This is a genomic window from Bordetella ansorpii (assembly GCF_900078315.1).
GTDB lineage: Bacteria > Pseudomonadota > Gammaproteobacteria > Burkholderiales > Burkholderiaceae_B > Bordetella > Bordetella ansorpii.
This window is the reverse complement of record NZ_FKBS01000006.1, coordinates 51,674-75,065: the sequence shown is the minus strand read 5'-3', so window position 1 is coordinate 75,065 and position 23,392 is coordinate 51,674. Positions and strand designations below refer to the sequence as shown.

General features: G+C 67.3%; 24 protein-coding genes. 3 read left to right on the top strand and 21 right to left on the bottom strand.

Annotated features, from left to right (window positions below; translation table 11 throughout):
• Nucleotides 1–36 precede the first annotated feature (36 nt).
• From A7W11_RS01470 to A7W11_RS28240, 15 genes are all read right to left on the bottom strand, one after another.
• Entirely contained in the window at nt 37–546 is a 510-nt protein-coding gene (locus A7W11_RS01470) for a YcxB family protein (protein WP_082887023.1), read from the bottom strand.
• 18 nt (nt 547–564) lie between these two features.
• Complete coding sequence (locus A7W11_RS01465) at nt 565–1,686, bottom strand: DKNYY domain-containing protein (protein WP_162270237.1); 1,122 nt, start codon at nt 1,684–1,686, stop codon at nt 565–567.
• On the bottom strand, nt 1,679–2,299 hold the full coding sequence (locus tag A7W11_RS01460) for a DUF6985 domain-containing protein (protein WP_066406781.1): 621 nt from the start codon (nt 2,297–2,299) through the stop codon (nt 1,679–1,681). Before A7W11_RS01460 ends, A7W11_RS01465 begins: the two co-directional genes overlap by 8 nt.
• 127 nt (nt 2,300–2,426) lie before the next feature.
• Nucleotides 2,427–3,767, bottom strand: coding sequence for an amidase (locus tag A7W11_RS01455; protein ID WP_066406778.1), 1,341 nt, complete (start codon nt 3,765–3,767; stop codon nt 2,427–2,429).
• Nucleotides 3,768–3,788: 21 nt separating this feature from the next.
• The gene (locus A7W11_RS01450) at nt 3,789–3,989 is read right to left on the bottom strand and encodes a hypothetical protein (protein ID WP_066406776.1); all 201 of its coding nucleotides are present in this window, start codon (nt 3,987–3,989) and stop codon (nt 3,789–3,791) included.
• A 33-nt stretch (nt 3,990–4,022) separates the two neighbouring features.
• The gene (locus A7W11_RS01445; RefSeq protein ID WP_066406773.1) at nt 4,023–5,426 is read right to left on the bottom strand and encodes an amidase; all 1,404 of its coding nucleotides are present in this window, start codon (nt 5,424–5,426) and stop codon (nt 4,023–4,025) included.
• Nucleotides 5,427–5,452: 26 nt separating this feature from the next.
• On the bottom strand, nt 5,453–6,856 hold the full coding sequence (locus A7W11_RS01440; RefSeq protein ID WP_066406765.1) for an amidase: 1,404 nt from the start codon (nt 6,854–6,856) through the stop codon (nt 5,453–5,455).
• The gene (locus A7W11_RS01435; RefSeq protein ID WP_066406763.1) at nt 6,853–7,950 is read right to left on the bottom strand and encodes an AbrB family transcriptional regulator; all 1,098 of its coding nucleotides are present in this window, start codon (nt 7,948–7,950) and stop codon (nt 6,853–6,855) included. Before A7W11_RS01435 ends, A7W11_RS01440 begins: the two co-directional genes overlap by 4 nt.
• Nucleotides 7,941–8,975 (bottom strand): ABC transporter ATP-binding protein, encoded by a 1,035-nt coding sequence (locus A7W11_RS01430; RefSeq protein ID WP_066406761.1) that lies wholly within the window; start codon nt 8,973–8,975, stop codon nt 7,941–7,943. The genes A7W11_RS01435 and A7W11_RS01430 overlap by 10 nt, the downstream gene beginning before the upstream one ends.
• 13 nt (nt 8,976–8,988) lie before the next feature.
• Complete coding sequence (locus A7W11_RS01425) at nt 8,989–10,020, bottom strand: ABC transporter ATP-binding protein (RefSeq protein ID WP_066407350.1); 1,032 nt, start codon at nt 10,018–10,020, stop codon at nt 8,989–8,991.
• Between the two features lie 126 nt (nt 10,021–10,146).
• Nucleotides 10,147–11,052 carry an ABC transporter permease gene (locus A7W11_RS01420; RefSeq protein WP_066406760.1) on the bottom strand — a complete coding sequence of 302 codons (906 nt, stop codon included), beginning with the start codon at nt 11,050–11,052 and terminating at the stop codon, nt 10,147–10,149.
• 13 nt (nt 11,053–11,065) lie between these two features.
• On the bottom strand, nt 11,066–11,989 hold the full coding sequence (locus A7W11_RS01415) for an ABC transporter permease (RefSeq protein ID WP_066406758.1): 924 nt from the start codon (nt 11,987–11,989) through the stop codon (nt 11,066–11,068).
• 15 nt (nt 11,990–12,004) lie between these two features.
• A complete protein-coding gene (locus A7W11_RS01410) occupies nt 12,005–13,609 on the bottom strand; it encodes an ABC transporter substrate-binding protein (protein WP_066406757.1) in 1,605 nt (534 codons plus the stop codon).
• A 217-nt stretch (nt 13,610–13,826) separates the two neighbouring features.
• Nucleotides 13,827–15,200, bottom strand: coding sequence for an amidase (locus tag A7W11_RS01405; RefSeq protein WP_162270236.1), 1,374 nt, complete (start codon nt 15,198–15,200; stop codon nt 13,827–13,829).
• Nucleotides 15,193–15,432: a hypothetical protein gene (locus A7W11_RS28240; protein ID WP_066406754.1), complete on the bottom strand. Its 240-nt coding sequence runs from the start codon at nt 15,430–15,432 to the stop codon at nt 15,193–15,195. Before A7W11_RS28240 ends, A7W11_RS01405 begins: the two co-directional genes overlap by 8 nt.
• A gap of 317 nt (nt 15,433–15,749) precedes the next feature.
• Between A7W11_RS28240 and A7W11_RS01395 the strand changes: the two genes are divergently transcribed.
• The 3 genes from A7W11_RS01395 to A7W11_RS01385 all read left to right on the top strand — a co-directional run bounded on the left by A7W11_RS01395 (nt 15,750) and on the right by A7W11_RS01385 (nt 17,300).
• Nucleotides 15,750–16,475, top strand: coding sequence for a TetR/AcrR family transcriptional regulator (locus tag A7W11_RS01395; protein ID WP_082887017.1), 726 nt, complete (start codon nt 15,750–15,752; stop codon nt 16,473–16,475).
• A 256-nt stretch (nt 16,476–16,731) separates the two neighbouring features.
• Complete coding sequence (locus A7W11_RS01390; protein ID WP_066406752.1) at nt 16,732–17,139, top strand: hypothetical protein; 408 nt, start codon at nt 16,732–16,734, stop codon at nt 17,137–17,139.
• A 29-nt stretch (nt 17,140–17,168) separates the two neighbouring features.
• A complete protein-coding gene (locus A7W11_RS01385; protein ID WP_066406748.1) occupies nt 17,169–17,300 on the top strand; it encodes an entericidin A/B family lipoprotein in 132 nt (43 codons plus the stop codon).
• 62 nt (nt 17,301–17,362) lie between these two features.
• Here the strand turns inward: A7W11_RS01385 and A7W11_RS01380 are convergent, their stop codons facing one another.
• From A7W11_RS01380 to A7W11_RS01355, 6 genes are all read right to left on the bottom strand, one after another.
• On the bottom strand, nt 17,363–18,298 hold the full coding sequence (locus tag A7W11_RS01380; RefSeq protein ID WP_066406746.1) for a 2-hydroxyacid dehydrogenase: 936 nt from the start codon (nt 18,296–18,298) through the stop codon (nt 17,363–17,365).
• 177 nt (nt 18,299–18,475) lie between these two features.
• Nucleotides 18,476–18,862: an Hsp20/alpha crystallin family protein gene (locus A7W11_RS01375; protein ID WP_066406743.1), complete on the bottom strand. Its 387-nt coding sequence runs from the start codon at nt 18,860–18,862 to the stop codon at nt 18,476–18,478.
• A 24-nt stretch (nt 18,863–18,886) separates the two neighbouring features.
• Entirely contained in the window at nt 18,887–19,333 is a 447-nt protein-coding gene (locus A7W11_RS01370) for an Hsp20/alpha crystallin family protein (protein WP_412778692.1), read from the bottom strand.
• A 223-nt stretch (nt 19,334–19,556) separates the two neighbouring features.
• Nucleotides 19,557–20,591 carry an NADP-dependent oxidoreductase gene (locus tag A7W11_RS01365; RefSeq protein ID WP_066406737.1) on the bottom strand — a complete coding sequence of 345 codons (1,035 nt, stop codon included), beginning with the start codon at nt 20,589–20,591 and terminating at the stop codon, nt 19,557–19,559.
• Between the two features lie 120 nt (nt 20,592–20,711).
• The gene (locus A7W11_RS01360; RefSeq protein ID WP_066406735.1) at nt 20,712–21,839 is read right to left on the bottom strand and encodes an alginate O-acetyltransferase AlgX-related protein; all 1,128 of its coding nucleotides are present in this window, start codon (nt 21,837–21,839) and stop codon (nt 20,712–20,714) included.
• A 13-nt stretch (nt 21,840–21,852) separates the two neighbouring features.
• Nucleotides 21,853–23,262 carry an MBOAT family O-acyltransferase gene (locus A7W11_RS01355; protein ID WP_066406732.1) on the bottom strand — a complete coding sequence of 470 codons (1,410 nt, stop codon included), beginning with the start codon at nt 23,260–23,262 and terminating at the stop codon, nt 21,853–21,855.
• Between the last annotated feature and the right edge of the window lie 130 nt (nt 23,263–23,392).

Sequence of the window (23,392 nt, the reverse complement as noted above, 5' to 3'; positions counted from 1 at the left end):
CAGGCCTGGCGCCGCGCCAGCGTGGCGGAACGCCGATCAATCCTCCGATGCGGACACCTTGCCGCGCAACCATTCCAGATCGGCGGCGTCGATGCCTTGCAAAGGCAGGGTGTTGAACTGGTTGGGCCCCATGAACAGCATCCAATAGCCTGGCCGCTCCCAGATCTCGGTCAGCGCAGACCATGCGATGAGGCCCGATCCCAGTCCGGACGCGATCGCCAGTCCGTCTTCCTGAAACGTGAAGCTCGCCGCAGGCGACGGCATGCGCCGTAGCTTGCCGACGCTGTTGCGATAGTGGGCGACCCAGCCTGCCGCCACGAAGAAGATCGGCATCATGGACGCTACGAGCATCACCCCTACCGTCCAGTCCTGCATGCCCCTGAGCAGCATGAAAATGCTCACGACGAAGATGACCAGCGCCGTCAGCCACCAGCTCCTTTCTTCACGCACGAGCCGCCGCATGACGTAGGTGCGCACGGCGTCACGCACCATCGCCTCGTCGTAGACCACCTCATAGACGCGCGGTGCTCTCGTTGTGTGGTTCATCGTGAGTTCCCGAATGGGTCAGCGCGCGCACGCCATGTCGTGCCACCACCAATCCCGCAGATCGGTATGGAACTCGAAGAAGGCCTTCCAGACCTCGAAGGCCTCTTCGCACGGCACCGGCTTGCCGTATCTGTATGCACGCAAGCGGTCCACCGCGCAGTAATGCATGCCAGGATGCGGTTCGCCTGGAACCGGCACGCGAAAGGTCGCGGCATCCGCGTCCTCGATCAGCAGCTTGGCGTCGTGGAACCACACCTGCACGCCATCGGTGCCGTAGCCATTGCCCAGGTCACGGAACGAGGGACGCGCGCCACGCAATCGCGCGCCATAGAAATAGACGTGTTCGGCATCGCGCGCGAAGACGCTGGTCTTGTACAGCGGGTCCTGGCTGATGTCGCGGAAGTTCAGGCGCACCTCGGGCACGATTTCGAAGCGGTCCACGCTCTTCGTACGCAGCGTCTTGCCGGTGATGTAGTAGCCATTGAACGCGTCCTTCGCGTAGCGCAGATTCAATGCCTGGAAGGTGGCGGGGTCGGCCCCATTGACCACATACCAGTACACGCGCCCGCCAGGTCCGCCGAGCTCGCCTTGCCCATAGATGTGCGCGACATCCTTCAGCCATCGTCCACCCAGCCATTCGAACGTGGCGATGTCCACATCCAATGGCTGGCGATCCTTGGTGGCAAGAGGCTTGCCGAGAAAATAGACGTGTTCGCCGTCATGGCTGTAGAAGCAAAGCGTCATCTCGGGATGCGTGGCGATGTGCACGCCCGTCCACGGCACGTTGGCGAATGGACCGATATGCGGCTTGGCCCATACGGCGGGACGCACCTCGCGCACGAAGGCTTCCAGAGTGGCGTTCACGGGGTCGGAGAGGCGCCAGCGCGGACCGGCCACGCGCGCCAGGATGTCGGCCTCGTCGTCGCTGCCGAAGTAGTCCTGGTAGCCGAAGTCGAATCGGCCCAGGTAGTCGTAGGCCTTGTGCAGCGCCATCCATTGCGCCTCCGAGAGGTCCAGCAGCGGCAGCACGTCGTCCAGCGTGCGGCCCATGGCCATGAAGAAACGCGCGGCGACGTAGACGTCGAAAGGAATGACGGGGCCGGGCCCGGCGGGCGGCACGGCCTTCTTCGATCTAGCCACCCTGGTCCTCCGCATGACGCGCCGCGATCCACGACAGTACCGCGGTATCGGCTCCTCCGCGCTCGACGACCTCGGTGCCGCACAGCATCAGGCCGTAGCCGTGTTCCGGCTCCCACGCGCAGCGAAAGCCCACGCCGATGTAGGGCGCATGGCCGGCGACGGGTGGCAGGTTGATGGTCTCCAGCCAGACAAGGGACGATGCCATTGCGGCATCCCATTGCCTGGGCAGCCTGAAGTCGTCATCGCCCAGAACGACGGCATTCTCGATGTCGCGCAGCCTTGGCAGATCGGCCACCAAGGTATCGAGCACGACCTGGGTGAAGTCGGCATCGTGAGCCAGCAGCCAGCGCGCGGCGTCCAGCATGACGGGATCGGGCGCGTCGCCCGCGCCGTCGTCGTTCTCGAGGTCGATTGGGATCTCGCCTTCATCGGCGATGTCGAAACCCGGCGCACGGCCAAACCACGGGCCTGGCGGCTGGCGCAATGCCGCGGCGGCTCGCGGCATGGGCAATGCGGAAGTCCAGCTGACCCACTTGTCGCCAGCAGCGAACAACGTGGGCAGGCCGGGGACATCAAGGGAGCGGTGGTTGCTGCTCAGACGTTCCAGTCTCATCGGCGGTCTCGTCATGGCTTGCCGCGAGATGCGGCGTGTTCACGGCGCAGTGCCGGGCCATTCTAGCAACCGCAAACGGCATGCCCGTGCTGCAGGCATGCCGTCCTTGCAACCAATCGTACGGACGTCACGCCAGCGCGGGCGCGTCCACCTTCAACGGCGTCAGCTTGCCGTTCTCATGCACGTGGATGGCCGGCGCGCAGGCCAGCGCGATCTCCAGCAATTGCGAGTCGCAGTAGCGCGGGCCCACCAGCTGGATGCCCAAGGGCAGCGCGCGCGCGCTGACGCCGACGGGAATGCCCACGCACGGCACGTTCAGCAGGGTCCACATCGCATTGAACACGGGGTTGCCGGAAGACGCCAGGCCTTCGGGCGCTTCACCCGGCGAAGACGGCGTCAGCACCACGTCCAGGCTGGCGCCGAACTGGCTGTCGAACAGACGGCGGCATTCGGCGGCCAGGTCGTAGGCGCCGACCAGCTTGGCCGGCGTGATCTTGGTCGAGTTGCCTACGATGTCCAGGAAATGCTGGGCCAGCATGTGGCGCTTCGGGCCCAGCACTTCGGGCAGGAAGGAACCACGGCCTTCGCCACGCATCACGATCTGCTGCGCGTCGTCCAGGCGCGCGAAGGGCTCGGGCAACGTGATCTCGGTGACGATGGCGCCGGCGGCCTCCAGGCGGCGGCCGGCCTCGAACAGCGCCTCGCGGGCATACGCATCGGCCAGTTCCCACGCGGGCGAGCGGTAGAGGCCGACCTTCAGGCCCTTCAGCTGCACCGGTTTGGCGAACTCGGCATCCAGCAGGCGGAACTCGCGTGCCACCAGTTGCAGGTCTTCCACGCTGCGGCCATACCAGCCGATGGTGTCCAGCGTGTGCGAGTAGTTCTTCGCGCCTTCGCGACTGACGGCGCCGTGCGTGGGCTTGATGCCGTAGATGCCGTTGAACGACGCGGGACGGATGTGCGAGCCGCCGGTCTGCGTGCCGAAGGCCAACTGCACCTGCTTGTCACCCACCGCCGCGCCCGAACCCGACGACGAACCGCCCGGCGTATGCGCGAGGTTGTGCGGGTTGCGCGAGGCCGCCATGCGGCCGCCGGACGCGAATTCAACGGTGTCGGTCTTGCCGACCACCAGCGCGCCGCTGTGGCGCACCACGGCCACGCAGGCCGCGTCCTGTCCGCTTTGGTGATCGATGTAGAGCTGCGAGTTCTGCTGCGTGGGCATGTCCACGGTCTGGATCACGTCCTTCACACCGAAGGTCAGTCCGTGCAGCGGGCTGACGGCGGGCGTCTTGTCCAGTTCGCGCGCGCGGCGGATGACCTTGTCCTGGTCGATGTAGCTCCAGGCGCGCACGACGGGGTCGCGCTCCTCGATGCGGGCCAGCGTGGAGCGGGCAAGCTCTTCGCAGGACAGTTTCCTGGCGGCGATCAGCGCCGAGGCTTCGGTGGCGGTCAACTCATAGGGTTGCATGGCGGTTCCTTGTGGCGTGGGTTACTCGACGGGCATCTTGAAAGTCAGCGCGGGCTCGCAATCCTTGGTCGGCATGCGCGCGATATCCATGCCGGTCTGCGATACGTTGGCGGACAGCTCGTGCATGCGCTTGATCAGCGGCTCGGGCAGCGACAAGCCGAAGCGGCGGCAATGCGCGGCGATCTCTTCGACGGTCCAGAGTTCTTTGGGCGGGGTAGGCATGAGGAACGATCTCCAGGAATGGAACGATGAGAGTTACAGCACCGGGCGCCTGTCGCGCCACGACGTGGCGCGTTCGTAGGCACGGGCAACCTTGAATACGGTGGCTTCGTCGAACCAGCGGCCAACGACCTGCGCATTGGTGGGCAAGCCGTCGGCGTCGAAGCCGGTGCATACCGTCATGGCCGGATGGCCCGAGGCGTTGAAGGGCGGACACACGTTCTGGCTGGTGAACGTGCGCAGCACGTCGTTGTCCGCGAACCTGGGCGCGACGTGGAAGGCGCACGGCGCGATCAGCGCATCGACGCTGCGCACCAGCTGGTCGGTGGCATCGGCCAGTTCGCGGCGGCGGCGCTGCGCGGCCAGGTAATCGACGGCGCGCGTCATGAAGCCGGACATCAGCTTGTCGCGCAGCGCGAAGCCCATGTCGGCGCCGCGCTTCATCAGGTCGTCCTCGTGGATCGTCATGGACTCGGTCCAGTTGATTACCGAGGTGACCTTGCGGTACTCGTGGATGGGCGCGGGCAGCGTCACCTCGATCACGCGCGCGCCTTCGGCGCGCAGCACGCGCACCATGTCCTCCAGGCCCTCGCGGTTGGCGGGTTCCAGATATTCACCCTCTGCGCCGAAATCGCGGATGACGCCGATGGTCATGCCGCGCACGCCGTCTTCCAGGCCCGCCAGATAGTCGGGCACGGCGCGATTGCCGGACGCGGGATCGCGGCTGTCGTGGCCGGCCACGGCGCGCAGCACGATGGCGCTGTCTTCCACCGTCCACGTCAGCGGACCCGGCGTGTCCATCGAATAGCAATTGGGCAGGATGCCGTAGCGGCTGACCAGGCCATACGTGGGTTTCATGCCCTGCAGGCCGCACGCCGCCGCGGGCAGGCGCACCGAACCGGTGGTGTCCGATCCCATGGCGATCATCGCGGTGCCCGCCGCCACCGACGCGCCCGCGCCGGTGGACGAGCCGCCCGTGAAGCGGTCCAGCGCCCACGGATTGCAGGCGGGATCGAACGGCAGGTCGAAGTACACGCCGCCGTTGCCGGTGCCGTACTCCCAGGTATTCAACTTGCCCAGCATCACCGCGCCCGCGCCGTCGAGCTTCTCGACCACGGCGGCATCGTGCTCGGGCACGAAATCCATCAGCAGGCGCGAAGCCGCGCAGGTGCGCACGCCGCGCGTGTAGTAGTTGTCCTTCACCGCATACGGAATGCCATGCAGCAGGCCGCGCCAACGGCCCGCCATGATGTCGGCCTCGGCTTGGCGGGCCGCGTCGCGCGCGGCATCGGCGGTCACCAGCAGATAGCTTTTCACGCGACCATCGACAGCCTCGATGCGCGACAGGAATGCATCCAGCAGTTCGACGGGCGACAGCTTGCGGGCCTGCATCAGGCGGCCCGCATCGCCCGCGGTCAGGTGAAAGAGTCCAGCGTCCATGTCCCGGGTTCCCATGACGATGCCTCTCAGACCGTGGGACGGTTTTCGCGCCAGCCCGTGGCCTGCTCGTACGCGCGGGCGATCTTGAAGACGGTGGCCTCGTCGAACCAGCGGCCGACGATCTGCGCATTGGTCGGCAGGGCCTGTTCGTCGAAACCCGTGCACACGGCCATGGCGGGATGGCCCGAAGCGTTGAACGGCGGGCACGCGGTGTCGGCGGTATAGGCCTTGACGCGTTCGATGTCGTCGATGGGCGCGGCGGTATGGAAGGCGCAGGGCAACACCAGCGCATCCACGCTGCGCACCAGCTGGTCGGTGGCGGCGGTCAGCTCGCGGCGGCGGCGCTGCGCGGCCAGGTAGTCCACCGAACGCGTCAGGAAGCCGCTCATCATCTTCTCGCGCAGCGCGTAGCCCATGTCCTCCGCGCGCGTCATGAACTCCTGCTCGTGCAGCGACAGCGACTCGGTCCAGTTGATGACGGTGGTGGCGCGCTTGTAGTCGGCGATCTGGGCGGGCAAGGCCATGTCCACGATGCGCGCGCCCTGTTCGGCCAGCACGCGCGTCATCTCGTCCACGTTGCGGCGATTGGCCGCATCCACCAGCGATTCCGCGTCGCCCAGGTCGCGCACCACGCCGATGGTCATGCCGCGCACGCCATCGCCCAACCCCGCCAGGAAATCGGGCACGGCCACGTCGGCGCTGCCGGGATCGCGTACGTCGTAGCCTGCCAGGGCGCGCAGCATGATGGCGCTGTCCTCCACTGTCCACGTCAGCGCACCAGGCACATCCAGCGAATAGCAATTGGGCAGGATGCCGTGGCGGCTGATGCGGCCATACGTGGGCTTCATGCCCTGCAGGCCGCACGCCGCGGCGGGCAGGCGCACCGAACCGCCGGTATCCGAACCGAGCGCCACCATCGCTGTGCCGGCGGCCACCGAGGCGCCGGAGCCGGATGATGATCCGCCCGGTGAGTGCGCCAGGCTCCACGGGTTGCGGGCCGGCTCGAACGGCAGGTCGAAATACACGCCGCCGTTGCCGGTGCCGTACTCCCAGGTGTTCAGCTTGCCCAGCAAGATGGCGCCGGCCGCGTCGAGCTTCTCGATGGCGGCAGCGTCGTGGTCGGGCACGAAATCCAGCAGCAGGCGCGAGGCCGCGCAGGTGCGCACGCCACGCGTGTAGTAGTTATCCTTCACCGCATACGGAATGCCGTGCAGCGGCCCGCGCCAGCGGCCCGCCATGATGTCTGCCTCGGCCTTGCGGGCCGCGTCGCGCGCGGCGTCGGCGGTCACCAGCAGATAGCTTTTCAGGCGGCCGTCGATCGCCTCGATACGGGCCAGGAAAGCATCCACCAGTTCGACCGGCGACAGCTTGCGGGCTTGTATCAGGCGGCCGGCCTCGCCGGCGGACAGGTGGAACAGTTCGGCACTCATGGGTGCGCTCCTCGGGACGAATCAGGCAATGGGTGGGGCAGTTCGATCAGGCCGATGCGCCGCATCGCGGCAAACAGCCAGGGCGTGGCGGACACCACGATGAAGACTCGGCAGATGTGAAAGCCCACGACCAGCGGCACCTCCAGGCCCAGCGAGCGCGCGGTCAGGCACATCTCGGTGACGCCGCCGGGCGCGGTGGCCAGCACCAACGCGGCAAGCGAGGCGCCGGACACAACGGCCAACAGGGCGGCCACGGCGGCGCAGCCGGCGGCCAGGATGCCGACGTTCAACAGGATCGCCGGCAACGCTCGGCGCACGGCCATCAGTTCCTGCCGGCGAAACGCCAGGCCCAGTTGCGTACCGATGCAGACCTGCGCGGCCGCGGCCAGCACGGAGGGCATGGCGGGCGGCGCCCAACCCGACAAGGTGGCGGCAATCGCGCACGCCAGCGGCACCAGCAGCCAGGCGCTGCGCACCCCGGCGCGCGTGGCCGCGAAAGTGGCGGCGGTGGATCCGGCCAGCAACAGGCCCAGCTCCAGCAAGCCCAGGCTGGTCAAGGCTTCCGGCGCGGGCGCCGGACCGCGCCCGGCGCCGCCGAAGGTCAGCGCGGCGGGCAGCACCATCACCAAGACCACGATGCGCAGCATCTGCGACACCGCGATGGGCACCGGCTCGCCGCCATAGCGGCTGGCCAGCATGCACATTTCCGCGGGGCCTCCCGGCACGCTGCAGAAAAATGCGGTGACGCGATCGATGCCGCTGGTGCGCGTCAGCAGCAGCGACGCGGCGCAGGCGATGAGCACCGTGGCGAATACCGCCGCCAGGATCAACGGCACATGATCGAGCAGTTGCCGCGCGGCCTCGGGCGTGAAATACAGGCCCAGCGTGGTACCGACCACGATCAGGCCCGCGCTGCGCAACCCGGCCCAGCCCGCCACGCGCAGGCCCGATAGCGAGGCGATGGCCGTGATGACGACGGGCCCCAGCATCCACGGCAGCGGCACGTGCAGGCGGGAGAACAGCCAACCCGCCAGCGCCGCGCCCGCATATGTAGCGGCGGCACGCGCCACCAGGCCAGCGCTGATCACCGGCATGCCGCATCCGTTGCGTAGGCGTTGGCGGGGCCTTGCATCAGTCGACTCGGCGCCAGCACGCAGCGCGCGCGGTGTGCGCCCATGCCGATCATGGCGGGCACGCCCGCATCGCATTCGGGCCGGTGCGAGGGGCAGCGCGGCGCGAAGGTGCAGCCGGGCGGCAACGCGGTCAGGTCGGGCGGCGCGCCCGGAATCGGCACGAGATCCTGCTCGCGGTCATCACCCGACACCGTCGAGCGCAGCAGGCCCTGGGTATAGGGATGCGCGGCGCGATCCATGATGTCCTCGATGGAACCCGTTTCCGCGAAGCGGCCGGCATACATCACGGCGACCTTGTCGGACACCTCGCACGCCACGCCCAGATCGTGCGTGACGAAGATGGTGGCCATGCCCAATTCTTTCTGCAACTCGCGGATCAGCAGCAGCACCTGGATCTGCACGGTAGCATCCAGCGCCGTGGTGGGTTCGTCGGCCAACAGCAGCTTGGGCCGGCACGACAGCGCCAACGCGATCATCGCCCGCTGGCGCAGGCCGCCGGACAACTCGTGAGGATACGCCGCCAGCCGGCGCGTGGCCGAAGGAATCTGCACCAGCTCCAGCAGTTCCAGCGCACGCTTCATGGCATCGCGATGGCTGACGCCATCGTGGCGCACGACGGTCTCTGCGATCTGCTGGCCGATGGTGTAGACCGGGTCCAACGCCGTCAACGGCTCCTGGAAGATCATCGAGATCAGCGAACCGCGGATGTCGGGCAACTTCTTGCGCGGCAGGTTCAGCACGTCGACGCCGCCGACGTTCACCTTGCCCGACAACTGCGCGCTGGGCGGCAACAGGCGCATCAGCGCACGCAGCGTGACGCTCTTGCCGGAACCGGACTCGCCCAGCAGGCAAAGCACTTCCCCTTGCGCCAGCGAGAACGACACGCCGCTGACCACCGGCACGTTCATGTCGCGGGTGATGAAGCGCACGGACAGGTCTTGCACGTCGACCAGCGGCGCGCGTGAGGCATTCGTGGATTCTTGCATCGCGGTTCTCCGGTCAGGCTGCGGCGCTGGCATGCGGCGTCGTGATGCGCGGCGTCGCCACACGCGGCATCCGGCTTTGCGTCAACGGAAAGTGGCAGGCAGCCATATGGCCTTCGACATCCGGCGAAGGCATCAGCAGCGGAACCTCTTGCGCGCAGCGTTCCTGCGCGCGCGGACAGCGCGTGCGGAAGCGGCAGCCGCTGGGCGGGTCGATGGGATTGGGCGGATCACCCGACAGCGGCGGCTGCGTGACGCGGCGGCGCGGATCCATCGATGGCCGCGAGGCCAGCAGCGCGGCGGTGTACGGATGGCGCGCGCCGCCGTAGATCGCATCGACGGGACCGGACTCGACCACCTGCCCCAGGTACATCACCAGCACGCGGTCGCTGACGTACTGCACCACGTTCAGGTCGTGCGAGATGAACAGATAGGTCAGCCCCAGTTCTCGCTTGAGCTGCCGCAACAGGTTCAGCACCTGCGCCTCGACGGACTTGTCCAGCGCGGACACCGACTCGTCCAGGATCAGCAGGCGCGGCCCCATGGCCAGCGCTCGCGCGATGTTCACGCGTTGCCGCTGGCCACCGGACAGTTCATGCGGATAGCGCTGCGCGAAAGTGCCGGGCTCCAGCCCCACCATGCGCAGCAGGCTCAGTGCGCGATGGCGTGCCTGCGTGCGCGCCATGCCGGCCACAGCCGGGCCGAAGGCGATGCTGTCGGCGATGGTCAGGCGCGGATTCAACGACGCATAGCTGTCCTGGAACACCATCTGCATGTGCAGGCGCAGGTCGCGCACGCTGATGCCGCGCACGCCGGCCACTTCATCGCCGTCGAAGATCAGCGAGCCCGAGTCCGGCTCGATCAGGTGCATCAACAGGCGCGCGGTGGTCGACTTGCCGCAACCCGACTCGCCGACGATACCCAGGGTCTCGCCCTTGGCCACCTCGAAGCTCACGCCGTCGACGGCGCGCACCGCGGTCTTCTGCCCTCTCAGCAGCGCGCCGCCGCCGATCTCGAAGTGCTTCTTCAGGTCGCGCACGATCAGCATCGGCTGCGCGGGGCCGCCGCGATCACGGCGGTCATCCTGCTTGTCCAGCAACCGCAACCCGTCATCGACCGAAACGGGTTTGGCAACGGCAGCGTTCTTCAGTCGTGCAAACATGGCGGTCTCCGATCAGGCCTTGACGTCCATCGCGCTGCGCAGGCCGTCGCTCATCAGGCTGCAGCACATCGAGGTCACGAAAATCATCACGCCGGGCAGGATGGCGGCGACGGGGGATACGTAGATGGCCTGGCGCAACGCATTGAGCATCAGGCCCCATTCCGCGTTGGGCGGGCTGACGCCCAGGCCCAGGAAGCTCAGGCCCGAAGAGATGACGATGCTGACGCTGATCAGGCTGGAGGCGTACACCAGGATGGGGCCGGTGACGTTGGACAGCACGTGGCCGCGGATGATGCGCAGCGCCGAGGCGCCGGTGGCGCGCGCGGCTTCCACGTAGTCCTGCGTGCGCACCTGCGTGGTGACGCTTTCCGCGATGCGCGCGATGGGCGGAATGAAGACCAGCGTCAACGCGACGATGCTGTTCAGCAGGCCCGCGCCCAGCGCCCCCGATATGGCCACGGCCAGCAGCACCGACGGGAACGCGTAGAACACGTCGATCAGGCGCATGATGACCATGTTCCAGCGTCCGCCCGCATAGCCCGCGATGACGCCCATCGCGCCGCCGATGCACGTGGCCAGCACGACAGGCGTGAAGCCCAGGAACAGCGACAGGCGGCCGCCGTGGATCAGGCGCGACAGCATGTCGCGGCCCAGTTCATCGGTGCCCAGCAGATGCCCTTGGTAGCCGAACGGCTTCAGGCGCCGGACCATGCTCATCTTGAAGGGATCATCCAGGCCCAGCCACGGCGCGAAGACCGCCAGGCCGATGATGGTCAGCAGGATGCAGCCACAGACCAGCGTGACGGGATCGCGCGCCAGGCGGCGGCCCACGGTATGCCAGAAGCCCCGGCTGGGCCGGCGGAACGCCACGGGCGCGGCAATCGGCGCGGCGCCGGCGGTTGCGGTGTTGGAAGTCATGGTGCGCTCTCGTTCAGATGCGCTTGACGCGCGGATCGACGACCATCTGCAGCACGTCGACAATCAGGTTCATCAAGACGAACAGCGAGGCCAGCACGAGGATCGTGCCCTGCAGGATGGGCAGGTCTCGCGTGAAGATGGCCGAGTTCAGCAGGAAGCCCGTGCCGGGCCAGGCGAACACCGTCTCGACCAGGATGGAGCCGCCCAGCATCTGGGCGAACTGCAGGCCCATCACGGCCATCACGGTGGGCGCCACGTTCTTGGCCACGTGCATCAGCACCTGCGGGCCGCGCAGGCCCTTTGCATAAAGGGTCTGCACGAATTCCTGCTTGCGGATTTCGATGACCGAGGCCCGCACCGAACGCGCGATGATGCCCATGGGGATCACCGCCAGCGTCACGGTGGGCAGCACCATGTGCTGCCAGTCCAGGTTGCCCATGCCCGAGGCTGGCAACCAGCCCAGCTCGACCGAGAACAGCACGATCAACACCATGCCGACCCAGTAATGCGGCAGCGATACGCCCGTCACCGCCATGCCGGTGACGACGCGGTCCAGTACCCGCGAGCGCGAGTAGCCGGCCACGCCGCCCATCGCGCAGCCGCCCACGAAGGCCACCGCGATGGCGGCGGCCGCGAGGATGACGGAGTTGCCGATGGCCGGCGCGATCTCCTCCATCACCGGGCGCCCGCTCTTGATCGACGCGCCCAGGTCGCCCGTGACGGCGCGGCCCAGCCACTTCAGGTACTGCACAGGCAAGGGCTGATCGAAGCCGTACGCCGAGCGGATCTGGGCGATCACCTGCGGCGAAGCGTTCTCGGGCAGCACCGAGCTGAGCGGGTCGCCGGGCGACAGGTGCACCAGCGCGAAGCACACCAGCGACACGCCCAGCGCGATGGGCAGCGTGTACAGGATGCGGTGAAGGATGTATCGCAGCATGGGAGGTCTCCCGGCTTATTCGACCGACACGGGGGTCAGGTCCTGGAACCAGCTCTGCGCCTGCACGAAGCCCTTCACGTTGGGCCCCAGCGCCCGCGGATTCAGGTCATGCACGACCCAGATCCACATGGCCTGGTCGACGATGCGCGTGTGCAGCCTGGCCAGCAGCGCGTCCTGCTTGGCGGGGTCGAACTCGACCTGCGCGGCGGCGGCCAGTTCATCGGCCTCCTTGTCCTTGAAGCCGCCCCAGTTGTAGCCAACCGGCGGGCGCGTCTTGGACCACGACGGACCGATCAGGCCGATGTAGGGATCCCAATAGGCCACGCTGTTGTTCAGGCCGTTGATGCCCTTGTTTTCAGGCGCATCGGAGCTGACGCGGCGATGCGAGCGCAGCGCTTCCCACTCCATCACGTCCAACTGCACGTCGAAGCCCACGGCGCGCAGGTTCTCCTGCACGAACTCGTTCATCGGCAGCGGCTGCATCTGGCCCGAGCCTGCGGTGGACACGGCGAACTTCACGCGCAGCGGCTTCTCGGGGCTGTAGCCCGCTTCCTTCATCAGGCGCAGCGCCTCTTCCGGGTCGTAGCGGATCTTGAAGCCGGGCTTGCCGAACCAAGGATGCTTCGGATCGATCATGCCTTCGGCCGGAATGGCCGTGCCGCCCAGGAATTCGGACAGGCCCTTGCGATCGATGGCCAGGTTGGCGGCTTTACGGATGCGGATATCCCTGAAGGGCGAGTCCTCGGAATAGCTGAGGATGTACGGCCAGTTGTGCGGGTAGATATTGGTGACGATCTGCATGCCGGCGGACTTCAGGCGCGGCAGCGTGTCGGGCGGCGGGGCCTCGACCCAATCGACCTGCTTGGACAGCAGCGCGGCCACGCGCGTGTTGGGATCGGGCATGGTGCGCAGCACCAGGCGGTCCGACTTCGGCACACGCTTGGGATCCCAGTAGTTGGGGTTGCGGACCATCTCGGCGCGCTCGCGCGGCACCAGCTTGTCCAGCATCCACGGCCCCGTTCCCGACGGCTTGAAGGCCACCTTGTTCCAGTCGTTGCCCACCTCCTTGAAGCGGGCTGGGCTGGACATCAGCACGAAGGTCATCAGGTAGGGAAAGACCGCATCGGCCTCCTTGGTGGTGATTTCCACCGTCATCGGATCGACCATGCGATACGACGCGATGTTCGAGATGTACTGGCCGGCCTGCGTGGCCTGGCTCTGGTCGAACTGCGGCGAATCGCGCTTCATCAACTTGTCGAGATTCCACACCACGGCGTCGGCGGTGAAGGCCGAACCGTCATGGAATTTCACGTCGGGCCGCAGCTTGAAGCTCCACTTGGTATGGGTCGCTTCATCGGCCTGCCAGCTCAACGCCAGGCCAGGCGCGAGCTTGGCCGGCACGTCCGCGCGCGACAGGTCCCAGCGCACAAGGCCGTCGTACAGGGCGAAGCCGACGAAGCGCAGGCCTTCGCCGCCCTGGCTGGGCTGGCCGGTGGTCAAGGGAATGTCGGCCATGGTGGACGCCACGCGCAGCACCTTCTCGGCGTGGGCGTCGCAAGCGTGGATCGCGAAGGCGAAGAGCGCGGCGAATAGTGAAGCCGCTGGTTTTTTGAGAGCCAAGGTGATTCTCCGGTTTGCTGGCGGGATCGGCGGACGGCACGAGTCCGCCGGGTACGGAAAAACCGACTGCAGGAAAAAAAGCGGATCCTTGCCACGCGCCTTGGCAGGCGGTGGTCAGGCACGGATTCGGCAGGGATGCGCGGAACTACGCCGCAACGGGTTCGGGCGGCGCGACCGTCTGGCGCGCCAGCGCGGCCACGTCGGGCCTGCGGCTACGCTATGCGGTGGCGCGCTCATAGGCATCGCCCGCGCGCAGCACCGTGGCTTCGTCGAACAGCCGACCGGCCAGTTGCAGCGAGAACGGCATTCCGTCGGCGTCGAAGCCGCTGCAGATCGACAGCGCGGGATTGCCCGTGACGTTGAAGGGCGCGGTGTAGCTGGGCGCCTCGAACATCCATTCGGGCCGGGTGGCGGCCAGCACGCCCGCAGGTTCGGCGCAAGGCACGGCCAGCAGGTGTGTGTCGGCGAAGACGGCCTGCGTGGCGGCGGCCAGGCGCGCGCGCATGCGCATGGCCTGCACGTAGTCCTCGGCGCGCAGCAGCGAGCCGCACATGATGCGAAAGCGCAGGCTGGCGCCGAACAGATCGGGCCGCGTGCGCAGGTCCTGTTCGTGGATGGAGAACAGCTCGGCCATGGCGATGACGCGCTTGCTGTCGTTGTATTCCAGGATGGGCGGCAACTCGACGCCGCGCACGGTGGCGCCCAGACCGCGCAGCACGCCCAGCGAGGCCTCGAAGGCCTGGCGGTAGGCCGCGGAGATCGGCGCTTCCTCATCCAGCCAACGCCACGGCACGCCGACGACCAGACCCTTCGCATCGCCGTTCAGCGCGGCGCGGTAGTCGGGCACGGGCACGTTCGCGCAAGCCGGGTCCAGCGGATCGTGGCCCGCGGTGAAGCCCAGCAGAATGGCCAGATCCTCGCAGTTCCACGCCATGGGGCCGGCATGATCGTGGCTGAAACTGTTGGGCAGGATGCCACGACGGCTCAAGCGGCCATACGTCGGCTTGATGCCGGCGATACCGCAGGCGGCCGCGGGCAAGCGGATCGAACCGCCGGTGTCCGAACCCATGCTGGCCAGGCACATGCCTGCCGCGATGGCCGCGCCCGATCCCGACGACGAGCCGGCGGGGCTGCGCTCGGCATTCCAGGGGTTGCGCGCGGGCGGCGCCACGACATCCCAGGACGGTCCGCCATGCGCGAATTCCCAGGTGGTGGTCTTGCCCATCAGCACGCCGCCAGCAGCGGCCAGCGCGGCCTGCGCGGGGCAGTCCTGGTCGGGCACGTTGTCCGCCAGCAGGCGCGACTGGCCCGTGGTGCGGATGCCCGCCGTCTCGTAGATGTCTTTCAGGGAATACGGGATGCCATGCAACGGGCCGCGTGGCCCGCTGCGCTGGATCTCGGCCTCGGCCTCGCGCGCCTGGCGCCGCGCCAGGTCCGGGGTGGGCGTGATGAAGCTGTTCAGCACGCCATCCACGGCGTCCATGCGCGCCAGGCAGGCATCGGTCAGCTCGACCGGCGACAGCGTCCTGGCCGCGATCATGCGGCCGGCCTCGGCCAGGGTCAGGAAAGTGGGATCGTCCACGTCAGCCATGGCAGGCCTCCGGCACGGGCAGGAATGCGCGGGGATCGAACACATGGGCGGGTTCCGCGCCACGCGGATAGCCGCCGTGGATGCGCGCCGCCAGACGTTCGACATAGCCGTAGGCCACGATGACCTCGGGCACATAGGCATCCGGCAGACAGAACCGGGCATTTTTCAGCAGAACACGGATATGTTCCGCGGAAGTGGGGGAAGCCCCCTCGGGTACGGCCGTATGCGACATTCGTAAACCCCTTGTCTGTCCGGGCGCTGCGCCATGCTGCGTACGCACAAACCCGTGATTTCAGCCACTTGGACTGATTTACCGTGTTTAAACACTTGTTTTCATTCTAGGCAGCAAGAGTTGAGAGTCAAGGCAACAAGATGGTGAATGCTGCACCACGACGGAGAATTTCGGCTATAGAATGGTGAAATTGGTCGGTTTTTCAGGGTAAATACTGATGAATAAAAAATGCTCGTCTTCCCTGAGTGTCGCCGGCCAGCCTCAACTTGTACTATTGACCGATATTTATAAAACAACCATTTAAATTCAGGCGAGACATGGCTACCTCCGACCTCATCCCGGCACCGCCGGACCTGGAAGACGATGACACCGCGGACATGCCGGTGCCGGACCGCATCCTGAAGGTCGCCAAGGAATTGATCGCCCGCAAGGGGCCCTCGGCCACCACGGTGCGCGACATCTGCGATGCGGGCAACGTCAACGTGGCCTCCATTCACTACTACTTCGGTTCGAAGGATGCGCTGGTCAAGACGGTGCTGCTGACCATCCTCGAACCCGTCAACATCGAGCGCCGCGTGATGCTGGACGAAGCGCGGCGGCAGTTCCAGCCCGGCCCCCTGCCTGTACCGACGATCCTGGAAGCCCTGTTCCGCCCGCTGGTGATGGCCGAGCGCAGTATCGACGGCGGCCGCCTGTTCGTGCGCGCCGAGAGCCACCTGCGCGCCGCGCCCGACAGCGATTACACGTTGTTCGTCGGCCAGCACATGGACGGCTATGCGCAGATGTTCATCGACGCCCTGGAAGCCAGCCTGCCGCGCTTCACCCGGGCCGAGATCATCTGGCGCTATGAGTTCGTGCGCGGATCGGCCATGCACCTGCTGGCCAACTGCGATCCGCTATCGCAGAAATTCCAGGTGTTGACGGGCACCGGACAGATGATCGACCTGGACGACAACGAGTTGGTGCTGCGCGAATTGCTGGGCACCGCGCTGTTGGGCCTGAGCGCGCCGGCGGCGTGGACGTCGCAGGATATCGAGCGGTAGCAGACCCACGGGCCGGGCTCGCGCTTTTGCCATCGCGGACATCGACCGGCCGATCGCGCCGGCGCAAGGCGGCCAGCGGCCGGCGTGAGCAAACGGCACCACACCGACGGCAAAAACTACCAGGCGTGCTCCCGCGCCGCCAACCCATGACGCCATGCCCGCCGCGCGGTGCCGACGGCCTGCCGGGGCTCAGGCACGGCCCTTGCTGATAGCTGCCGTCCGCACCCCGCGGCGCCATCATCGAGGACGACCAGTCATGAAAACCGTCACGCGCTTCCTCGGCTGCCTGCTCGTCGGCATGGGCGCAGCCACGACCGCCGCGCATGCGCAGCAGGCCCAGCAACAACAAGGGCAAGGCCGGCAACAGGCGCAGCCCCAGATCCTGACGCCCGACCAGATCAACGCGCGCTATGACGCCGCGAAGAAGCAATGCGATGCGATCAAGGGCGATCAACGCGAGATCTGCCTGAAGCAGGCCACCGCGGACCGCACCACGGCAAAGGCCGATGCCAAGGCCGCGAAGGAAAAAGCCGAAGCCAACCACGATGCGGCCAAGACCAAGCGCGACGCCAACTACGACGTCGCGAGGAAGAAGTGCGATGCCTTGTCGGGCGATGCCCAGGACAAGTGCGAAGCCGATGCGAAGACCCAATACGGCAAATAAGCCGTCCAACCCCGAGAAAGGAGCATCACATGAAACACTCCCGCAAACTGCTCGCCGCTGTGCTGGCCATGGCCGCGATGGTCGCCGGCTGCAACACGATGGAAGGCGCCGGCAAGGACATCGAACGTGGCGGTGAAAAGATCCAGGACAGCGCCCGCTAGTAAGCCGCGAGACGCAATAGACCGCGCCGGGCCGTTGCCCGGCGCGTTTTGCTGTACGCGCTTCAGAGCGGCGAGATCATCGGTTGCCCGGCGAAGTGCCGCTGTGCATTGTCGATGAAGCGCTGCACCGACATCGCCATCGCACGCGGCGAGTTGCCGCCCACGTGCGGCGTGAGCACGATGTTGTCCAGGCCGATCAGTTCGGCGGGCGCATCGGGTTCGCTTTCGTAGACGTCCAGCCCCGCGCCGGCGATCACGCCTTCGCGCAGCGCCGCGGCCAATGCCTGGGTATCGACCACGCTGCCGCGCGCCATGTTCACCACGTATCCCTTGCTGCCCAACGCACGCAACATCTGCGCATCGACCATGTGCCGCGTGGCCGCGCCGCCCGGCGTCATCACCACCAGGTAATCGGCCCATTCGGCCAGCGCCAGCGCGCTGTCGAAGTACGCATGCGGCGAGTCTTCCAGCTTGCGGCGGTTGTGATAGCCCACTTCCAGATCGAAACCCCGCGCACGCTGCGCGATCTTGCGGCCGATGGTGCCCAGGCCCAGGATGCCCAGGCGCTGATGCGAGAAGTTCGGCAGCGGCGGCAGGCCATCGCGCCATCCGCCCGCGCGCGTGTGCGCGTCGAGACTGCGCAGGCTGCGCACGGCGGCCAGCAGCAAGGCGAAGGCGTGGTCCGCCACGCAATCGTCATTGGTGCCCGCGCCATTGGCCACCGCGATGCCCTGGCTGCGCGCCGCGTCGACATCGAGGTTCTCGTAGCCCGCCCCCAACGCGCAGGCCAGCTCCAGGTTGGCCAGGCGCGCCATCTCGTCGCCGGTCAGGCCGACCGTGCCGTTGGTCAGCACCACCCGGATGTCGCCGGCGCCGGCATGGCCGATGGCCGCGGCACGCCCGGCGGCGGTGGGTTCGTAGCGAACGTCGTAATGCTCGCGCAGTTGATCGAGGTAGACATCGGCAAGCGCATTCAGGACCAGCAGTACGGGTTTCATCGGGTGCGGCGTGAGAGTGGACGGGGACGCACGTATGCTAACGCCACCCCCCGGGGCCGCGCATAACGGCGTTCCATGCCATGGACGGTCACCGTCGTCCGTGCGCACCGAAAAAAGCCGGATCGCCTTGCGGCGGATCCGGCCAACCTACTGCATGCGATCGTTATGTCCGGGCGCTTATCCCAGTTGGACCTCGACACGGCGCGGCTGCGCGGCTTGCGAGCGCGGGATACGCAGCGTCAGCACGCCGTCCTTCAGCGTGGCCTCGATGGCGGCGGTATCCAGTTCGGCACTCAGGTTGAATGCGCGCCGATAGCGCGGCTGCTCGACCTCGGTATGGAACGCCTGCACGTCGGCCGGCACGTCGATGCGCGCCTCCGCTTCGATGACCAGGCGCTCGGCCTGCACGTGGATCTGCAACTGCTCTTTCGAGACGCCGGGCAGATCGGCGATCAGGGTGATGCCCTTGGCATCCTCGATGATGTCCACGGGCGGCACGAAGGTGGTGACACGCGCTTCGGTACGGTTGCCGCCGCGCACGGCGACGGGGCTTTCGGTAGTCATGATGTGCTCCTTGCGGATTGGCGGTTATTGCACCGGAATGGCGCGGGGTTGGGCAGACGCTTTGCGGCCCACGGTGATGCGCAGGCAGCCATCCACGTAACGGGCCTGCACGCGCTCGGCATCGGCGTCGCGCGGCAATTCGACGGCACGGCGGAAGCTGCCGGACAGGCGTTCGCGCGCATAGACCTTGGCGCCTTCGGGCAGGTCCGCCAGCGCGCTCTTGCGCTCGCCCGAGATGGTCAGCAGGCCGCGGTCGACGGTGACGTCCAGCGTGGCGGGATCGAGTCCCGGCGCGAAGGCCACGATCTCGACGGACTCGCCGGTGGAGCCCACGTTCAGTGCGGGAAAACCGCGGCCGCCAGCGCGTGCATGCGTGGGCGAACCGGCGCCGCGCAAGGCGTCATCCATCTGGTCCCACAGGCGGTCGAAAGCCCGGAAGACCTCCGGACGAAACAGTTGCTGCATAGTCATGATCGATTTCTCCATGCGTGACGAAGCCGGCGGTCTCGCGTGTGCAAGATCGCCGCCGGCCTGTGCCGGCAATATCGGATGAGGTTGGTCGGCGGCGGGGCGCCGCCCATGCACCTAAGTTGGAGATGCGCTGGAGGATTTCAAGAGGGTGGTTTTCACCACGCCGCGCGATGCCCCGCGCCTGCCGACGGCGGGCCATGCACCGCACGCGGGTGAAAGCGCCTTACTGCTGCGGCGGCGAAACCCGGATCAGCAGTTTGCCGAAGTTGCCGCCCTTGAGCATGCTCATGAACGCGCGCGGCGCATTCTCCAGGCCATCGACGATGTCCTGCGCATAACGGATGCTGCCGTCGCGCACGATGGGCGGCAGCTCTTCCAGGAACGCGGTGCGGTGCTGCTCCAGGTCGTAGTTGATGAAGCCGCGCAGGGTCAGCCGCTTGGACAGCACCGCGCGCATCAAGGCGGGCACGGACAGGTCGCCGGGATTGGCCGTGGTGCCGTTGTAGTCGGCGATCACGCCGCATACCGGCACGCGCGCGAAGGTGTTCAGCAGCGGAAACACCGCTTGCCACACCGCGCCGCCCACGTTCTCGAAATACACGTCCACACCTTGCGGGCAAGCCTGTGCAAGTGCCTGCGCCATGTCGGGCGCACGATGGTCGATCACGGCATCGAAGCCCAGTTCGTCGCGCACATAGGCGCATTTCTCGGCGCCGCCCGCGATGCCCACCGCACGCGCGCCGGCGCGTTGCGCCAACTGGCCCACCAGCGAGCCCACCGGACCGCTGGCCGCGGCCACCACCACGGTCTCGCCAGGTTGCGGCTGGCCGATCTCGCGCAGGCCCGCGAAAGCGGTGAAGCCCGGCATGCCCAGCACGCCCAGACGCGTCTCGATGGGGGCCAGTGCAGGATCGACGCGATGCACGCCGTTGCCGTCCGACAGCGCATGCGTGGTCCAGCCGCAATGCGCCAGCACGTAGTCGCCGGGCTTGAAGCCTTCGAGCCTGGACTCGACGACCTGCGCGATGACTTCCCCCACCATGGTGCCGCCCAACGGCACGCTGGGCGCATACGAGCGCGTGGCGTTCATGCGGCCGCGCATGTAGGGATCGAGGGACAGATAGACGGTACGCAGCAGCATCTGTCCTGGCCCGGGCTCGGCCAGCTCGCAGGTTTCAAGGCGGAAATCGGTATCCTCCGGTTCCCCGGCGGGATGCGCGGCCAGCACGATGCGGTGCGCGGCGGTCTGCTTGGGCATGATGTCCTCGCGAAGAATAATGGCCGCGCGCGCGGACGCGCGATACGGCACGGACGAGAACCATTATGCGTGCGCGGCGGCGCCTGCCACAAGCAGGCCGCCAGCCGGGATCGCATCCCCTTACTTGACGTGGACCGCGTCGGCGTCCGTCAGCGGCGCCTGCAGATCGCGCTCGTTGATCTCCCACACGATCAGCTTGGGCGGCGTCTGCGTGTAGGCGGTGCTGGGGAAGTACGCCTGCGCGGCGCCGCCGAACAGCCCGCCATCGCGCGCGAAGTTGCCCACCGCGCCGCCCAATGCCTGAGACAGTTGCGGGATGAAGTTGGATGTGCGCGAATACGAGGTGCCCAGCACCGCGATGGTGGGCAGGCCCGCATCGCCGAACAGGTCGTCGGCCGACGAGGCCGACTGCGCCTGGGCGGTATAGACGTGCTCCTGCACGGTCTCGCCCTTGGGCTGCCAACGGACGGGCAGCCAGTCCAGGCCGGCCAGGCGCACCAGGTCGCCGGGGCGCGGCCCCTCGGGCTTGGCCTCGACCTTGTAGGCAGCAGGCTGCAGGGGCGTGCCCAATGCGCGGATACGGTCGGCCACGGCGCGCGCCGCCGCACCCGCGCCAGCCTCGTTCCAGTGGGTGTCGGTGCGCAGATAGGCATCGCCGGACACGTTCTTCATCACCGGCGCCAGATCCACCACCGGCACGCCCTGCGCGGTCAGGCGCGCGATCCAGTCGGCAGCCCGGTTCTCGAACTCGGCGGGCCGGTGCAGACCGCACAAGTGCTCGGATTCGATACGCGTCTTGTCCGGCACCACGGCCACCAGCAGACCGATGTTGCGCCTGGCCAGCGCCTGCCGGACCTGCACGACGGTATCGGCGCGGGCCTGCGCGTGACGCTGCGCATCGCGGTGCACCAGCAGTTCGTCGCGCAGGAACAGCCATCCTTCGCAGCCCTGGCGCACGCGCGGGCCCAGGTCGTGCAGCGTCACCCAGCCCAGCCCGCGTTGCAGGCGCGCGGCCTCGGCGGTCAGCGGCGCATCGGACATGTGGTTGGCGATATCGCGCATGACGGCGCCGTCCAGCACGCGGTCCAGCGACGGGTTGTCGCGCATCAGCTGCATGTTCTGCATCAGCACGCCCCAGCCATTGGAGACGAAGCCGGCGGCCAGGAACGCGATCAGCCCGACCGCGGCCAGCTTGCTGGTGCGCGTGGCGGGCGCGTAGGGCGGCTTGGTGTTGGTATTGGCGTTCATCGGGACCGGGCGCTCAGAACTGGAAGTAGAGGAAGGGCACCGCACCGCGCGCGGAGATCAGGCCGAACGACAACAGGAAGCCCGCCAGCGGCCACGCGGACCGCCACAACTGGCGCAGATGCGTATCGGGCCGGCCGGCCCACCAGGGGTGCATGGCCGGCAGGATCACGCAGACGATGCCCAACGCCGCGGCCAGGGCGTGCACGGGCCGCACGATCACGGCCAGCGCATCGGACAGGCCGATGCCGTTCAGGCCGAACTGGCCGCGGTACATGTTCATCGCCGATTCGAAACCCACGGCGCGGAACAGCGTCCAGGCCAGCATCACGAACAGCAGCGTCAGCACGTGAGACAGCCAGCGCGGCACGGCGGGCATGTGGCCTTCGTTCCAGGCACGCGCCGCGGCCAGCGCCAGTCCGTGCGCGATGCCCCACAGCAGGAAGTTCCAGCTGTCGCCGCCATGCCAGAGCCCGGCGATGGCCATGGTGAGCAGCAGGTTGCGATAGGTGGCCCAGCGGCCGCCCCGGTTGCCGCCCAGGGGAATGTAGAGATAGTCGCGGATCCAGGTGGACAGCGACAGGTGCCAGCGGCGCCAGAAGTCCTGGATGCTGCGGGCCAGATAGGGATTGTCGAAGTTCTCGGGAAAATGGAAGCCCAGCATCTGTCCCAGGCCGATGGCCATGGCGCTGTAGCCCGCGAAGTCGAAGAACAGCTGCAGCGTATACGCGCCGCATCCCAGCCACGCATCGGCCAGCGTGGGATCGGGCAAGGCGAAGGCCGCGTCCACCAGCGGCGACAGCGTATCGGCCACCAGCACCTTCATGCTGACGCCGATCATGAAGCGGCGCGCCCCCGAGGCGAAACCGGCCCAGTCGACCAGGCGCGATTCCAGTTCGCGCTTGACCCATTGGTACCGGATGATGGGACCGGCGATCAGGTGCACGAACATCGCCTGGTAAGCGCCGTAGCTGATGAAACTGCGGTCGGCCGGCACCGTGCGGCGCTGCACGTCGATCAGGTACGACACCGATTGCAGCACGATGAAGGACAGGCCGATCGGCAGCACCACGCGCTGCCATTCGATCGGCATCGCGCCCATCATCCGGCCCACGTGGCTGGCGCTTTCGACGACGATGTTGGCGTACTTGAACCAGCACAGCGTCGCGACGTTGATGCAGATGAACAGCACCAGCCGCCGCATGCGTCCACGGTCGGTCCGCGCGCCTTCGATGACCATCCCGCCGATCCAGCCCAGCGCCGTCAACGCGATGAACAGCAGCAGGTAGATGGGACTCCACCAGCCATAGAAGATCCAGCTGGACACCAGCAGGATGGCGTTGCGATGCCGTGGCGCGCCCAGCGCGTACACGAGCAGAAACGCCGGCAGGAACAGCGTCAGGAACTCCAGCGATGCAAAGACCATGCTTGATTATTCTTTTGTGTCAGTGAAGAGGGAGACGCAACCGCGCGATGGCGGGGGAGGGTATGGCAGGATTAGAATCAGCCGCATGCGCAGCCAGCCGAAGCCGAGATTCTTCCCGCGGATTCTTTCC

Excerpts from the sequence above, each read along its gene's own strand:
- A7W11_RS01470 (WP_082887023.1), bottom strand. The coding sequence starts at position 546 with ATGAACCACACAACGAGAGCACCGCGCGTCTATGAGGTGGTCTACGAC.
- A7W11_RS01460 (WP_066406781.1), bottom strand. The coding sequence starts at position 2,299 with ATGAGACTGGAACGTCTGAGCAGCAACCACCGCTCCCTTGATGTCCCC.
- A7W11_RS01455 (WP_066406778.1), bottom strand. The coding sequence starts at position 3,767 with ATGCAACCCTATGAGTTGACCGCCACCGAAGCCTCGGCGCTGATCGCC.
- A7W11_RS01450 (WP_066406776.1), bottom strand. The coding sequence starts at position 3,989 with ATGCCTACCCCGCCCAAAGAACTCTGGACCGTCGAAGAGATCGCCGCG.
- A7W11_RS01445 (WP_066406773.1), bottom strand. The coding sequence starts at position 5,426 with ATGGACGCTGGACTCTTTCACCTGACCGCGGGCGATGCGGGCCGCCTG.
- A7W11_RS01440 (WP_066406765.1), bottom strand. The coding sequence starts at position 6,856 with ATGAGTGCCGAACTGTTCCACCTGTCCGCCGGCGAGGCCGGCCGCCTG.
- A7W11_RS01435 (WP_066406763.1), bottom strand. The coding sequence starts at position 7,950 with ATGCCGGTGATCAGCGCTGGCCTGGTGGCGCGTGCCGCCGCTACATAT.
- A7W11_RS01430 (WP_066406761.1), bottom strand. The coding sequence starts at position 8,975 with ATGCAAGAATCCACGAATGCCTCACGCGCGCCGCTGGTCGACGTGCAA.
- A7W11_RS01425 (WP_066407350.1), bottom strand. The coding sequence starts at position 10,020 with ATGCTGATCGTGCGCGACCTGAAGAAGCACTTCGAGATCGGCGGCGGC.
- A7W11_RS01420 (WP_066406760.1), bottom strand. The coding sequence starts at position 11,052 with ATGACTTCCAACACCGCAACCGCCGGCGCCGCGCCGATTGCCGCGCCC.
- A7W11_RS01415 (WP_066406758.1), bottom strand. The coding sequence starts at position 11,989 with ATGCTGCGATACATCCTTCACCGCATCCTGTACACGCTGCCCATCGCG.
- A7W11_RS01405 (WP_162270236.1), bottom strand. The coding sequence starts at position 15,200 with ATGGCTGACGTGGACGATCCCACTTTCCTGACCCTGGCCGAGGCCGGC.
- A7W11_RS28240 (WP_066406754.1), bottom strand. The coding sequence starts at position 15,432 with ATGTCGCATACGGCCGTACCCGAGGGGGCTTCCCCCACTTCCGCGGAA.
- A7W11_RS01395 (WP_082887017.1), top strand. The coding sequence starts at position 15,750 with ATGGCTACCTCCGACCTCATCCCGGCACCGCCGGACCTGGAAGACGAT.
- A7W11_RS01390 (WP_066406752.1), top strand. The coding sequence starts at position 16,732 with ATGAAAACCGTCACGCGCTTCCTCGGCTGCCTGCTCGTCGGCATGGGC.
- A7W11_RS01385 (WP_066406748.1), top strand. The coding sequence starts at position 17,169 with ATGAAACACTCCCGCAAACTGCTCGCCGCTGTGCTGGCCATGGCCGCG.
- A7W11_RS01380 (WP_066406746.1), bottom strand. The coding sequence starts at position 18,298 with ATGAAACCCGTACTGCTGGTCCTGAATGCGCTTGCCGATGTCTACCTC.
- A7W11_RS01375 (WP_066406743.1), bottom strand. The coding sequence starts at position 18,862 with ATGACTACCGAAAGCCCCGTCGCCGTGCGCGGCGGCAACCGTACCGAA.
- A7W11_RS01370 (WP_412778692.1), bottom strand. The coding sequence starts at position 19,333 with ATGACTATGCAGCAACTGTTTCGTCCGGAGGTCTTCCGGGCTTTCGAC.
- A7W11_RS01365 (WP_066406737.1), bottom strand. The coding sequence starts at position 20,591 with ATGCCCAAGCAGACCGCCGCGCACCGCATCGTGCTGGCCGCGCATCCC.
- A7W11_RS01360 (WP_066406735.1), bottom strand. The coding sequence starts at position 21,839 with ATGAACGCCAATACCAACACCAAGCCGCCCTACGCGCCCGCCACGCGC.
- A7W11_RS01355 (WP_066406732.1), bottom strand. The coding sequence starts at position 23,262 with ATGGTCTTTGCATCGCTGGAGTTCCTGACGCTGTTCCTGCCGGCGTTT.